Genomic DNA, 13413 nt, shown 5'->3' with positions numbered 1-13413 from the left:
CTTGTGTTGGCGGTTACCGGTTAATAGGCACTTTCTCTTCTCTCTGCGCCTTCATTCTCCAAAGCTTGTGACCTTGGCATTTCCGACACAAGGTTTGGCTCATTGTTTTCATTGAAGAATTTGGCTTGCCAGCTCGTGTCAGTTGGCTGACCCCTTCGCTAGGCGGGGAGGACTGAGAGCAAACCCTTACGTTGTTCTATTTGGGCTTTTCAATAATCTATATTTCAGAAGCGCAACTTGGCGCTCTTGGTAGCCTTTACCCTATCGTTCGCCCAGAGGATTAGGATGTACGTCACAGCATCTATTGCTGCCAACTTAGAGTTTGAGTTTCAATCCGGCGGGAGGCTTGGTGAGAACATCGTACAATGAGGGAGCGGCCCGAGCGGAAAGGTAACACTTTTCCCGCAAGGCCCGTTGCAGGACATTGTGTCGGTTAATTTTCGAAATTGACTAGAGCATGCCTGATTGTAGACTAATCGACATGTGTAGGTTCGATTGACGATAAGGGGTGGGGAGTGTCGATCCGTGAGGAACTTGCACATACGCGCGTCAGCCTGACTGCGTCGGAAGCCAAGATCGTGCAGGCGCTGCTTGCGGATTATCCCATGTCGGGGCTGACCACTGCCACACGTCTCGCCAGGTCAGCAGGCGTCAGCGACCCCACCGTGATGCGGTTGATGCTGAAGCTCGGCTATTCGGGGTTTGCTGCGTTCCAGACCAAGCTGCTGGCCGAAGTTGAGGCCCGTCTCCATTCGCCGCTCCTAATGATGGAGGCGAAGCGGCCAGGCGACAGCGGCGAGGGAACAGCCCTCGGCTATTTCGGCTCCGTTTCCGCCAGCATCGAGCGCACACGCACGCAGATGCCGCAGCAAAGCTATGAGCGCGCAGCATCCCTCCTGCTCGAGACCAAGGGGCAGGTGGCGCTGCTTGGGGGGCGCTTTAGCCGTCACATCGCCTCGATGCTCGCCGGCTATCTCGTCCAGTTCCGCTCTGGCGTGCGGGATTTGGGCAAGCTTTCGCCGTCCGACTTCGACCAGCTGGTCGATCTGGGCAAGCGCGACCTGCTGGTCATCTTCGACTACCGCCGCTATCAGGCCGATGTGGTGAACTTCGCCCGTCAGGCGCATGAGCGCGGCGTCGCGACGCTGCTTTTCACCGATCCCTGGCTTTCGCCGATCGCGCAGTTCGCGGACCAGTCGCTGGTAGCGGTGATCGACGCGGACTCGCCCTTCGACACGCTCGCCACAGCTGTCGCCCAGATGGAAGCCGTCTTCGCCCACGCCCTTGAGAACCATGGCTCGCGCGTGCGCCAGCGCATCGAGGACATCGAAGCGATCCGCACGGCCAACGCCGTTACCCTCGACGCCTCCGAGCCGAGCCCCCCGCCCAAAGGCGGCCGCCGCCGTTCGCCACGCATCAAACCCTGACCGGAACCGCCAATGCCTCTCAACGCCTCCCTCCCCCGGCGCGACGCACCCTTCAAGCTTGGCGCGACTGCGCTTCTTCTTGTCGACATGCAGCGAATCTGGCTCGAGCCGGGGCTTGACCCCGACCACGCTGACTGGGGCCCCGACCATTATTTCTACCGGCAGACCCGCGAGGTCGCGATTCCCAATCAGCAGGCGCTTCTGCGTGCCGCGCGCGCCAGCGGCGTGGAAGTGCTGCATACCATCATTCAGAGCCTCACCGAGGACGGGCGTGACCGCTCGCTCGACCACAAGCTGACGCCGATCCACATTCCACCCAGCCTGGAAGCCGGACTCCCCCCGAAGCGACTGGCGCCTGTGGGCGACGAAATCCTCCTGCCCAAGACCTCTTCAGGCGTCTTCAACTCCACCAATCTTGACTATCTCCTGAAGAACCTCAGCATCGAACACCTCGTCGTCGCGGGGATCCTGACCGACCAGTGCGTGGACATGACTGTGCGGGACGGGGCGGACCGTGGCTATCTCGTCACCTGCGTGGCGGATGCCTGCGCCGCACCGACGCCCGAGCGCCATAGCGGCGCGCTCAAGGCCTTCGGCGGCTATTGCTGGGTGGCTGAGGCCGCCGAGGTAGTGGCCCGCTTCGAGGCGCTTGGCCGGGATGCCGCAGCATGACCAATCCGCAACTCGTGCCCCTCGTCAACATCGTGACAACGGATCTCGCCGCCATCACGCGGGGCCGCCCGGTCAGCGAGGCGCGGCTCGCCAAGGCGTTCGAGACTGGCATCGGCTGGGTTCCGGCCAACCTGTGCATCACCGCCTTCAACGCGATCTCCGAGGATAACCCCTGGGGCTCGTCGGGCGATCTGCGCATCATGCCAGACCCCAATGCCCGCTATGCGACGGCCAGCACGGGCTCCGAGACCCCACTCGACATCGTGATCGGCAACATCACGGAACTCGACGGCTCCCCATGGCCCGGCTGCTCGCGCACGCAGCTCAAGGAGGCGCTTGCCGCGCTCAAGGCTGCGACTGGCCTCTCGATGATCGCCGCATTCGAGCAGGAGTTCGTGGTGTGTCCGGCGAGCCCAGACCCCGCCGCTGTCACCGAGCATGCATTCTCGATCGGTGCGATCCGCGGCATGGATCCGTTCGCGCCACGCCTTACTGCATGCCTGGAGGAGGCTGGGGTCGAGCCCGAGATGGTCCTCGCCGAATACGGCGCGCACCAGTTCGAGGTGACCTGCGCGCCGACCGAGGCACTCGCGGCGGCCGACCGGGCGGTGGCAATCCGCGAGCTCGCCCGCGAAGTGGCCCGCAATCTCGGTCACCGCGCCTCGTTCGTGCCCAAGCCCAAGCGCAACGAGGTGGGCAACGGCGTCCACATCCATTTCAGCTTCGCTGATGCGGAAGGGCGCCCAGCGACCTACGATCCGGCAAAGCCCGGCGGCCTGTCGGATGCGGCGGGTGCGTTCTGCGCCGGCGTGCTGAAGCACCTGCCGGCGATCATCGCGCTAACGGCATCAACCACGCCTTCCTTCTACAGGCTCGCACCGCACAACTGGAGCTCGTCATACACCTGGCTCGGCGAGCGCGACCGCGAGGCGACACTGCGCATCTGCCCGACGGTGACAATCGGCGGCCGCGATCCGTCGCGGCAGTTCAACATCGAGTATCGCGCAGCCGACGCGACCGCCAACCCCTATCTTGCGCTGGCTGCGATCGTGCGCGCGGGGTTGGCCGGCATCGAAGGCCGGCTGTCGTCGGCCCCCATCGTTTCCGGCGACCCGTCGCTGATGAGCGATGAGGAACTGGCGGAAAAGGGGCTGTGGCGTCTGCCGGAGACACTAGAAGCGGCACTTGCAGCACTTGAAGCCGATCCGGTCGTTTGTTCCTGGTTTCCGCCCGAGCTCGTTGCAAGCTTCCTGTCGGTGAAACGGGCCGAAATTAAGATGATGGAGGGCAGGGACGAAGAGTCGATCTGCGCAGCCTACGGAGAGCGCTATTGAGCGCGCTTGCCTCTTGCGTCGATCCGCTCGAATGGCCGGCTCCGGTCGAGGTTCTCAACGCAGGCTCTCTGAGCCCGGTTGTGCTCATCTGCGACCATGCCTCCAACCACATCCCGGCAAGCTACGAGCTACTTGGCCTGCCGGCATCCCATTTTGAACGCCACATCGCCTATGACATCGGTGCGGCTGCAGTCACACGGAGCCTTGCCGGACTGCTCAATGCGCCTGCCTTTCTCGGCACCTATTCGCGCCTTCTTGTCGATCTCAACCGCCCGTTTGGCAGTTCGACGAGCATGCCGACCCTGTCCGAGTCGACAGAGATCCCTGGCAACCGCGCGCTGGGCGAGCGTGAAACGACGCTGCGCCGCAAAGCGGTCTTCGAGCCCTTTCACGCAGCGGTCAGCGACTTTCTCGACAGTCGCACGACCCCCAGCCTGATCCTCGCGATCCACAGTTTCACCCCCGTCTTTCTCGGTGTCTTACGGCCCTGGCACGTGGGCATTCTCCATGAGGGAATGCCGGATGTGGCGCATGCCTTTATAAGCGCGCTTACCCACGAGCCCGGCCTCGTGGTGGGCGAGAACGTGCCCTACAGGATCGAGCGCGACAGCGACTTTGCCGTGCCCGTCCACGGCACGGACCGCGGCAACCCAGCCGCCCTAATCGAGATCCGCAACGACCTGATCGCCGACGATGCGGGAGCCGCCGCCTGGGCCGACCGGCTGGCCGCGATCGTGCCCGAAGTCACAGCCGTCCTCCTCCCGGCGTCAGGCTGGACAACCAAGAAGGGGAACCCCGATGTCCGACAATGAGAACACGATTCACGCGCTGCAGGATTTCATCGAGAAGGACCGGGACTTCGTCATCGGCCTCACGCGCGATCTCGTACGCATTCCTTCCGTCAACCCGAAGTTCGAGACCGGAGAGGGACTGAACCGCGAAAGCGATGTGCAAGCTCTCCTCGAGCCGTTCCTCAAGGAAGAAGGCTTCATCACCGAGCAGTTCGATGCGCTGCCGGGCCGGCCGAACCTCGTCGGTGAGAAGCCGGGCTCAGAGGAGAGAAGTCTCATCCTGTGCGGCCATATCGATGTCGTGCCTGTCGGCGCACTCACGGACTGGACTGTCGATCCGTTCGGCGGCGAGATCCGGGGAGGGCGGCTCTACGGGCGCGGCTCGGTCGACATGAAGGGCGGCGTGGCTGCCTGCGTGGCGGCGATGCGGGCGATTAACCGGACGGGCATCGCGCTCGAAGGTCGCCTGGCGCTCCATTCGGTGGTGGACGAGGAAGCAGGCGGCGGCGGCGCCATCGCCAATGTCAAGCGTGGTAAGCTCGCCAAGGGCATCATCGTCGCCGAGCCGAGCTGGGGCGACGTCTTCCCTGCCGAGGGCGGGCTCGAATGGGCGCGTGTCACCATCCGCGGTCGCAACGGTCACTCAGCGTTCCGCTTCAACGAGATCTACCCGCAGCAATACACGAAGGAACGCCTCGTTCCCGCCGTCAACGCCATCGACATCGCAGCCCGCTTTATAGCGGCCATCCATCAGTTCGAGAATAACCGCGTGCGGGCCAAGAGCCATCCTCTGCTTCCGGCCGGCATGAACACGATCAATATCGGCGCGATGTGGGGCGGCACCGCACTCGGTGAGAACGGTCTGCCCACCGTGATGACCAACCCCGCGATCATACCGGATGTGGCAGTGCTCGACCTCGACATGAAGTTTCTGCCCGATGAGACCTCGGCGCAGTATCGAGCGGACTTCGAAGCGTTCGTCGATCACTTCTGCCGGATGGACGATTGGCTGAAGGCGAACCCGATTCGGATCGACTGGGAGCTCGGCGGCCTGCATTTCCCCCCCGTCAACACGCCGGTTGACCACCCGATCGTTGCCTCGCTGGCCAAGCGCAAGGGCGAGATCGGCAAGAAGGCCGAGGTGAAGGGCTTCATCGCGGTTGCCGACATTGCCCACTATGCGGGGGCGGGCGTCAACGGTGCGATCTTCGGACCTGCGGGCGACGGCTTCCACTCGACCGATGAGTATGTCGATATCGAAAGCCTAGTGGAGAGCGCCAAGGTGATCGCGGCGACCGTGATCGACTGGTGCGGCATGAAAGTCTGAAGGCAGACTTCCCGCTCTTCAGCCGTTGCGGGAGCGCGTCATCCATCTCGACGCGCTCTTCAGCATGCCCATGATGCCGCTCGGATAGACCAGCATCACTACGATGATGAGAAGTGCTGTGATGATCGGCCGCCACGCGCCGAAGTCGGCCATGCTCTCGGAAAACACCGTCAAGACGAAGCTCGCGATGATCGCGCCATAAATGGTGCTCGTGCCGCCGAGCAGCACCATTGACAAGATGATGGTAGCCAAGCTCATGCCGAATACCTCGATCGAGGCGTTGCGCTGGTAGGCGGCATAGAAGGCGCCGGCGATCCCCGTGAAGAAGGCGCTTGCCGCTAGCGTGATCAGCCGCTGCCTTGCAAGCGAGATGCCACGGCTCACCGCATATTCCTCGTTGTCGCGGAGTGCCACGATGCTGATTCCGGTGCGCGAGCGCACGAGTGCGCGCAGGAAAACCGTGCTCGCGCCCAGCATGGCGAGGGCTATGTAGAAATAGGCGAACTTCGCATCGCGGACCATGTTGTGGTCGAACCAGGTGACGGTCGGAATGCGCACAATGCCCTGCGTGCCCCCGGTATAGTCAGACTGGCTGAGGATCACCTGCATCACGAGCTGCGCGAAGCCGAACGTCACAAGGATGATGTAGATGCCCTTAAGGCGCAGGATGGGCACCGTCACGGCGACCGCAGCCACCACCGCAATCAGGCCAGACACGACCAAGGCGATCCAAGGATTCATTTCTGCGAGCTTGGTGAGCAAGCTGTAGGCATAGACGCCGATGCCGAAGAGCGCCAAGTGCCCGAAATTGAAGACTCCGCCATAGCCCAGGCTCAGGTCCCAGTTCGACGCCACCACGCCATAGATGAAGATCATGATCAGTACGTGGCGGCTGTAGCTGTCGGTGATGACAAGAGGCAGGAGCGCTAGAAGCGCGAAGCCCACGACGAGGGCAAGCGCCTCGCGCTGCCAACTGACGCGGCCCGGCGTGAGCGGAACGGCCTTGGGCAGCACGGCGCTTGGCGTGCTCGTATCCACCGCGCTCATGCGAGCCCCCGGCTGCGATTTGGCGTGAACAGGCCTTCGGGTTTCACCATCAGCGTGAGGATGAGTGCTGCGAACAAGAGCGCAGGGGTCCAATATAGGCCAAAATAGTAGGATGCGATCGCCTCGAAGAAGCCGATCAGATAGGCCGCGTAGATCGGGCCCGAGATGCTCGATATGCCGCCGAAGACGACAACGATCAGCGCCTTGAGCAGTGGGTCGACGCCCATCACTGGCGACATGAAGCGGTAGCCGCCCAGAAAAATGCCCGCGAGTGCCGCGAGCGCTGCGGCAATGCCGAAGGAAAGCCCGTAAAGCATGGTGACGTTCAGTCCCACGAGCCGGCTCGCATCCTCGTTCTGGGCGACTGCGCGGAGTGCCAAGCCAAGTCGCGTCCGGTTGAGGAAGAGCCACAGTGCCCCCAGAGCAAGCGGCGTGACCAGGATGATCGCAATCTGGTGCAGCGAGACGCCGATTGAGCCCAGCATGACATTGCCCGACACGAGCGGCGGGATCTGCTTGGAACGCGGTCCCCATACTTCGAGCGCACCGTTCTCTATCAGCGAGCCGGCGGCGAGCGTGGTGATCACCACCACCAGCACGAGGTTCGATCGGCCAATCAGCGGGCGCACGACGCTCGCCTGCAGCACCCAGCCCATGCCCGCCATGGCTAGGACGGACAGGGGGAAGGCGAGAAAGGGAGGAAGGCCCCAGGTCACCAGCTGCCAGGCGAAGTAGGCGCCGAGCATCATAAAGACGCCGTGCGAGAAGTTGAAGACGCCGATTGTAGTCCAGACGAGCGCCAGGCCCACAGCCATCATGGCGTAGAGCGAGCCCTGGAACAGGCCGCCGAAGAGGATGTCCGCCGTCCCGCCCATCTCAGTGCCCGAAATACATCGCCATGATCTCGGAGTGGCCCAGGCTTTCGCCCGGCTTGATCTCCGTTTCGACCTGGCCGTGATTGAGGAAGTAAAGATGCTGGCTGAGTTCGAGCAGAAACTCGACGTCCTGCTCGACCACGATCAAGGGCACGCCGCTCTTCGAGATTTCGAGCACCGACCGGCAGAGCTCGTCTTTGATCTTGGGTGCGAGGCCGAGCGTCGGCTCGTCGAGGATCAGGAGCTTGGGATGGCTCATCAGGGCCGTGCCGATCGACACCATCTGCCGCTCGCCGCCCGAAAGTGTCGCAACCCGCTGGCGCCAGCGCTCGCGGAGCTTGGGGAAGAGTGCGAGCACCTTCTCGCGGTTTTCGTCTTCGAGCGGCCGGGCGCGGGGCGAATAGGCACCGAGTGCCATGCAATCTGCGATCGAAAGGTCGGGGAAGAGCGTGTTGCCCTGAGGCACATGGATCAGGCCCTTTTTGACGATGGCGCGGCTCGTGGCCTCAGTGATGTCCTCGCCATCGAAGACGATCCTGCCTTGGCGCGGCTTGAGAAGCCCGGAGACCGCGCGCAGAAGCGTCGTCTTGCCGTGGCCGTTGGGGCCGAACAGGCCGACATTGCCGAACCGGCCGGCCTCGATCGAAATCTTATCGAGCACGGTGATGCGGCCATAGCCGGCCGTGAGCTCGGAAACGCTGAGCATTGGTCCCGTCAAGCAGCTCTCCGCGTGCCAAGATAGGCTTCGATCACTCTTGGGTCTTCGATGACGCTGCGCGGCGCGCCCATCGCTAGCACGCTGCCCTGGTTGAGCACGAGCAGATGCTGCGACAGGCTCATCAGGAAGGTCAGCACATGCTCGATCAGGAGGATGGTGATGCCACGCCCAGCAATCCGCCGGATGAGCTCGACAGATGCCTCGATCTCGGGCTTGGTCAGGCTCGAGGCGGGCTCATCGAGCAGCAGCATTCTCGGCTTCATGGCGATCGCGGTCGCAAGCATCAGACACTTGCGCTGGTAGACCGAGAGCTCGCCGGCGAGCCGTCCGAAGGAGGCGAAATCGATGCCGACGAAGGTGAGCGCCTCGGCTGTCGCCTCGTGCGCCTGGGCGGCGGGCATCTTAGTCGCGCCGAAGCTTAAGCCCATCAGTGCATTTTCAAACACGGTCAGCCCGTCGAAGCTCGTTTCGCGCTGGAAGGTGCGGGCTAAACCTCGGCGGGCGATGCGGTTGCCGCTCAGTCCCCCGATCTCCTCACCGTCGAACCGGATCATGCCACGGTCGGGGCCGAATGGGATGCCTGTAATCACGTTGAAGAGCGTGCTCTTGCCGCTGCCGTTCGGGCCGGCGATCCCGAAGATCTCGCCGGCCTCGACCGAGAAGCTGACGCCGTCGACCGCCTTCAGCGAACCAAAGGACTTGGCGACGTCGACGAGTTCGAGAAGCGCCATGCCCCTACTACATCCAGGGCTGCGCCTTGAACTCCCCTGTCGCATATTGGGCCGGCGAGATCAGGATGCGCTGGCCGTCCCAGATCTGGAAGAAGGTGATCGGGATGAAGTCGTCGCCCTGCATCGCGAGATGGGTCGCGGGATCGAACTTCAGGCGGCCGGCGGCGATCTGCTTGTCGGTCTCGCCGATGGCCTTCATAACGGCTGCGTGATCAGACGCGTCGCCGGCCTTCTTGAGCGCGTCGAAATAGACGTGGACCGTTTCATAGAGGGCTAAGCCGTAGGTGCCGGATTCGGTGCCGTACTTCGCCTTGAACTTGTCGGAGACCTCGGCCGCACGCGGGTTCTTGGGCGTCGTGAGCGGACCGCCGAGCAAATTGTAGACGATACCGTTCGAGTTCGCTTTGGTGAGTTCCACGAATTCCGGCACGCTTGGCGCATACTGCAAGAACACAAGGCTCTTGGTCGGCTGCTCCATAAACTGGTTTAGGAACGAGGCCGAGTTGCCCGGCAGGTAATCGGTATTGATGACCACGTCCGGCACGTCGGCGCGCACTTTAGCAAGTATCGAGCGCCAGTCGGTGACTTCGCCGAAGGGCACGATCTCGTCCACCGTGATCGTCCAGCCATGCTCTGCGAAGGTCTTCTTCATGCCCTCCGAGATGGTCTTGGAATAGGCGTTGTCCGACGAGACGATCGCGACCTTCTTCGAGCCCTGCGGAATTTTGCCTTCCTTCGCCAGCTTTTCGACAAAGAAGGTGACATCGGTGTTGTAGGCGTCGAACGAAGGCGTCATCGACCAGCAGCAGCCATACTTCTCGGGTTCAGGCGCGATGATGTCGCGCGTCTGCTGGGAGGTTGCGGAGAGGATGTAGGGCATCTCGGCTTCGGCCATGTTGTCGATCTCGAAGTTCGTCAGGCTGGCATAGCCGGTGGTAATAAAGTGCACATCGGGATCGCCGAGCAGTCGCTCCACCGCGCTCGTGACGTTGCCGGCCGACTGGTCCTTCACGTCGCCTACCACCAACTCGAACGTGTTGCCGTTGAAGCCGCCGGCCGCGTTGATCTCGTCGATCGCCATTTGCGCCCCACGCTGGTACTCTTGGCCGTCGGCGGCGGCTGGGCCGGTAAGCGGTGCGAGCAGCCCGATCTTGATGGTGTCAGCAAAAGCCTGCGCGCTCGCTGCCATCGCTAGCGTCGCCACCGATGCACCGAGCAGCGCCCTGCGCAGACGCCGGTTGAGTGATGTGTCGCTCATGACTTCGGTCCCCGATTTCCGCCTGCTGAAGGAAGGTTGTTTGATTGACAAACTATGCACAATGGCTCTCTTTTGAAAAGATAATTTCAGCGGCTGTCGTGCGATTTGCCTTTTTCGTAATCGATCGCGCTAGTTGATGATGAAACGTGCAACCGAGGCGGATGGGGCGCTTGTCAATGACGAAGAAATACAAGCTGGCGACGAGCCACGGGGATCTAGCGGTGCGTGAAAGCAGCGGAACCGACATGCCAGTCATGATGATCCACGGCAACTCCTCGATGAGCGAGGTCTTCCGCAATCAGTTTGAAGGCGCGATCGGCGCGAAGTACCGGCTTATCGCGGCCGACCTGCCGGGGCACGGCGAGTCCGCTGATGCGATCGACCCCGACCGCTCCTACAATATGCCGGGCTATGCCGATGCGATGACCGAGGTGCTGAACCTGCTCGAAGTCACGCAGGCAGCGGTCTTCGGCTGGTCGCTCGGCGGCCATATCGGGCTCGAGATGATCGGCCGCTATCCCGGCGTGCTTGGCATCATGATCACCGGCACCCCGCCGATCGCCGCCCACGACCTAGAGAATGGCTTCCGGCCCAGTCCGCATATGGGCCTTGCGGGCAAACGCGATTTCACGCCGGAGGATGTGGACGCCTATGCGCATTCCACCTGCGGCGAGCCTTATGACGCGATGCTGCATGATGCAGTGGCACGCACCGACGGCCGCGCGCGCGAGATGATGATCGCCAAATTCGCGGCTGGCGTCGGGCGCGACCAAGCGGCAATCGTTGCCGACCCCTCGACCCCTCCCATCGCCATCCTCAACGGCGCGGACGAGCCCTTCGTCAACGTGGCGTTTGTCGACACGATCCCTGTCGGCAACCTTTGGGAAGGCCACAAGCTTGTAATTGATAAGTCGGGCCATGCGCCTTTCTGGGATTCACCCGAACGCTTCGACCCGATCTTCGATCGATTCCTGCGATCACTGCGGTTGAAGTGATCGCTTGTGATCTTGAGCTCGATAAGAGGTTTACCGTCTATATGGGTGGTCTCTGCCCTTATTATGTATGAGTTGCGAGCCGCGTCTCTTCGCTGCTAATTGGAGACAACTATGCTGGATGAAATGTGATACTGGTTTCGGATTATACGTCTGTCGGCATTTTATCTGCCTGTGGCGACAGTAAATCAGATGCTGCCGGTCCGCCGACAGTCTAATTGCCGACACTTCTTCCTCAAATTCGCGCTGATTGGTTCATTGCAGGTCGATGATCGTCGCTGGGCTGACGGTCTGATATGTCTTCGTGCCGCTGACCATGCCGGCCGCCGCACGAGGCTGACCGATCCCGGACTTCAGCCAGCATTCTTTCTTCGCGGCGACAAACGTGAAGGCCAGGCATGATGTGTTGGCCACGCAAGCCAACCGACATTCCCGAGCGCCTTTTGCTTTCGGATGCGGCCGGCGCGACAGATCAGCCCCCACCAGATCAACGTTCTTGTGCAGTGCTGTAGTGGGATCGATCGTGCCGATGCTGAATGCCGAAGGGTTGGGATCACTGCGCGTCAGGAATTCACCGGATACCGCCACAGAGTTGCCATCGGCTTGCCCACGGCTGGCTTTGAGGAAGCAGTTGGGGCCTTGTCCCGGTGCAGTCTGGATGTTGAAGGTGAACGCCTTGCACTGCGAGCCTTTGGCAAGGCAGCTTTGGGCACAAGCTCCAGCGTCAGCCACAGCTTCGATCCCGACATCTTCCCCAGCAAAGTCGAGGCCAGTGAACATGGCAAGCCTTGTCGGCCTGCGGGCATAATCTTCCAGAACCGAGAGCTGTGAAGCGGCATTCGGGTTCAGACTCGCAAGCGCATCGGAAGGAGAAGGAGAAGCCGCCGGTCCCGGTGCCTGTGTCGTGGCTGTGGGCGCGTTTGAGGGACCAGGCGCAGTCGTCACTGGGTTCGCTGCGGCCGCTTCTGGCGCCGCCGGGATCGGATCGCTGGCACTTCGGTTGATGTGATACTTCGCCACCTCGTCTGAGCTGAAGACGTACATGTCATTCGCAGGCGTTCTGAACATGATGGTCAGAACATCTGTCGGCGTGCCGAACCTATGCAGCACATCGATGATGTCGGAGATCGACATCTGTGCGCTCTGAAGGTCGGGAACGTCTGACGAGATCTGGTGAACTCCAAGTTGCCCGTCTGCCCGCCGCTCTGAGCCTGCAAGGAAGATGAACGAACAGGCAGAGAAACACTTCGAGCCTGCCGGGATCAGGGTTGCCATCTTCCGCTGAAACACGTCGTCCGCGATGAGCAGGCCCATCTGAACGAGGCCACCATTGCTGTTGAGCACGATCAGCTTCGCATTCGGCGCCGCCGTCAGAGCGCGACGAAAGGCAAGGGCAGAACCTGCATCGATCTCTCCGTTGAGTTCGATCGCATCCGGGCGCATGGAGTCCACACTGAACGGACCGAAGCGATTGATCCCTGCTGCAGCAAAGCTGCAAGACATCGCAAGTAGAAACGATGTCAGTAACGCTTGAACCACAAGCTTCACAATGCTCAGCATCTTGGTCTCCCCAAGTGGAGAGCTACAGCACCCATCGACAGCAAAGTCTATCACCGCAGGCCGCAACGAGCAGGCAAATTGCGAAGATACAGATAACAGGGAGATATGGCATGCTGACAAACCTCACCGAGCTCAGCGTGGGTACTGATGATAAGGCTTAGCGCCGGCGTTAATCGCATTGGGTCTTGCTCCTCAACCTGCAGCCATCCTCCTCTGCTTCTCCCACTCGATTGGAAACCCGTGCAGCAGCCTTTGCCGCTCGATGCCTTCGGGCTGGGTGCCATCCAGAATGGCTTCGATGAGATCGGGTGCGAGCAGTGTCAGCCGCAGCGTACGCGAGACGATCGAGTGGTCGAGCTTCTCAGCCTTGGCCAGATCACTGATCGTGGCAAACTGGCCCTCGTCGAGCATGCGCTGCCAGCGAAAGGCCTGGGCCAGCGTGGTGAGGAGGCTCTGGTCGACGTTTGAGCGACGAGCCGGCCAAGCGTGAGGGTGAGGTGCTGCTGCGCTGCCGTTCGGTGCCACGACCATCTTCCTGCCGCCGCGCTTTCTGAAGGCCATGGGCACATGCACGGCGAGCAGCTTGCCGTCTGCGCTGAGCGTGGCAGTTTGCTGTGCGACGGGAGTGGTCAGGCTGATCCCAGTCATGCAGCGCGCTCCAGTCTGGTCTGTTCGGGCTCT

Annotated in this window: 13 protein-coding genes; 6 read left to right on the top strand and 7 right to left on the bottom strand. The window is 61.9% G+C overall.

Annotated elements, in window-relative coordinates; genetic code table 11:
- The first annotated feature begins 515 nt into the window (after positions 1-515).
- Genes NGM99_RS03065 through NGM99_RS03045 form a run of 5 tightly spaced genes read left to right on the top strand, consistent with a single transcriptional unit; the run spans position 516 to position 5551 of the window.
- Positions 516-1427, top strand: coding sequence for a MurR/RpiR family transcriptional regulator (locus NGM99_RS03065; protein WP_252815889.1), 912 nt, complete (start codon positions 516-518; stop codon positions 1425-1427).
- 12 nt (positions 1428-1439) lie between these two features.
- Entirely contained in the window at positions 1440-2099 is a 660-nt protein-coding gene (locus NGM99_RS03060) for a cysteine hydrolase family protein (RefSeq protein WP_252815887.1), read from the top strand.
- Positions 2096-3433: a type I glutamate--ammonia ligase gene (locus NGM99_RS03055; protein ID WP_252815886.1), complete on the top strand. Its 1338-nt coding sequence runs from the start codon at positions 2096-2098 to the stop codon at positions 3431-3433. Before NGM99_RS03060 ends, NGM99_RS03055 begins: the two co-directional genes overlap by 4 nt.
- Entirely contained in the window at positions 3430-4245 is an 816-nt protein-coding gene (locus NGM99_RS03050) for an N-formylglutamate amidohydrolase (RefSeq protein ID WP_252815885.1), read from the top strand. Before NGM99_RS03055 ends, NGM99_RS03050 begins: the two co-directional genes overlap by 4 nt.
- Positions 4232-5551, top strand: coding sequence for a M20 family metallopeptidase (locus NGM99_RS03045; RefSeq protein WP_252815884.1), 1320 nt, complete (start codon positions 4232-4234; stop codon positions 5549-5551). Before NGM99_RS03050 ends, NGM99_RS03045 begins: the two co-directional genes overlap by 14 nt.
- 18 nt (positions 5552-5569) lie before the next feature.
- Here the strand turns inward: NGM99_RS03045 and NGM99_RS03040 are convergent, their stop codons facing one another.
- Genes NGM99_RS03040 through NGM99_RS03020 form a run of 5 tightly spaced genes read right to left on the bottom strand, consistent with a single transcriptional unit; the run spans position 5570 to position 10180 of the window.
- Positions 5570-6598, bottom strand: a complete 1029-nt coding sequence (locus NGM99_RS03040) for a branched-chain amino acid ABC transporter permease (protein WP_252815882.1) — start codon at positions 6596-6598, stop codon at positions 5570-5572.
- Complete coding sequence (locus NGM99_RS03035; protein WP_252815881.1) at positions 6595-7473, bottom strand: branched-chain amino acid ABC transporter permease; 879 nt, start codon at positions 7471-7473, stop codon at positions 6595-6597. The genes NGM99_RS03040 and NGM99_RS03035 overlap by 4 nt, the downstream gene beginning before the upstream one ends.
- A 1-nt stretch (position 7474) precedes the next feature.
- Complete coding sequence (locus NGM99_RS03030; RefSeq protein ID WP_252815880.1) at positions 7475-8191, bottom strand: ABC transporter ATP-binding protein; 717 nt, start codon at positions 8189-8191, stop codon at positions 7475-7477.
- The gene (locus NGM99_RS03025; protein ID WP_252815878.1) at positions 8188-8922 is read right to left on the bottom strand and encodes an ABC transporter ATP-binding protein; all 735 of its coding nucleotides are present in this window, start codon (positions 8920-8922) and stop codon (positions 8188-8190) included. The genes NGM99_RS03030 and NGM99_RS03025 overlap by 4 nt, the downstream gene beginning before the upstream one ends.
- Before the next feature lie 7 nt (positions 8923-8929).
- A complete protein-coding gene (locus NGM99_RS03020) occupies positions 8930-10180 on the bottom strand; it encodes an ABC transporter substrate-binding protein (protein WP_252815877.1) in 1251 nt (416 codons plus the stop codon).
- A 176-nt stretch (positions 10181-10356) separates the two neighbouring features.
- Between NGM99_RS03020 and NGM99_RS03015 the strand changes: the two genes are divergently transcribed.
- Positions 10357-11175: an alpha/beta fold hydrolase gene (locus NGM99_RS03015; RefSeq protein ID WP_252815875.1), complete on the top strand. Its 819-nt coding sequence runs from the start codon at positions 10357-10359 to the stop codon at positions 11173-11175.
- A gap of 252 nt (positions 11176-11427) precedes the next feature.
- On the opposite strand, the gene NGM99_RS03010 is transcribed toward NGM99_RS03015, so the two are convergent.
- Positions 11428-12732 (bottom strand): PAN domain-containing protein, encoded by a 1305-nt coding sequence (locus tag NGM99_RS03010; RefSeq protein ID WP_252815874.1) that lies wholly within the window; start codon positions 12730-12732, stop codon positions 11428-11430.
- Between the two features lie 192 nt (positions 12733-12924).
- Positions 12925-13380, bottom strand: a complete 456-nt coding sequence (locus NGM99_RS03005) for a hypothetical protein (protein ID WP_252815872.1) — start codon at positions 13378-13380, stop codon at positions 12925-12927.
- Between the last annotated feature and the right edge of the window lie 33 nt (positions 13381-13413).

The sequence above is a fragment of the Mesorhizobium liriopis genome (assembly GCF_024053505.1).
Classification (GTDB): Bacteria; Pseudomonadota; Alphaproteobacteria; order Rhizobiales; family Rhizobiaceae; genus Mesorhizobium_B; species Mesorhizobium_B liriopis.
The sequence above is the reverse complement of the archived record's forward strand: the minus strand, read 5'-3'. Positions and strand labels throughout refer to the sequence as shown.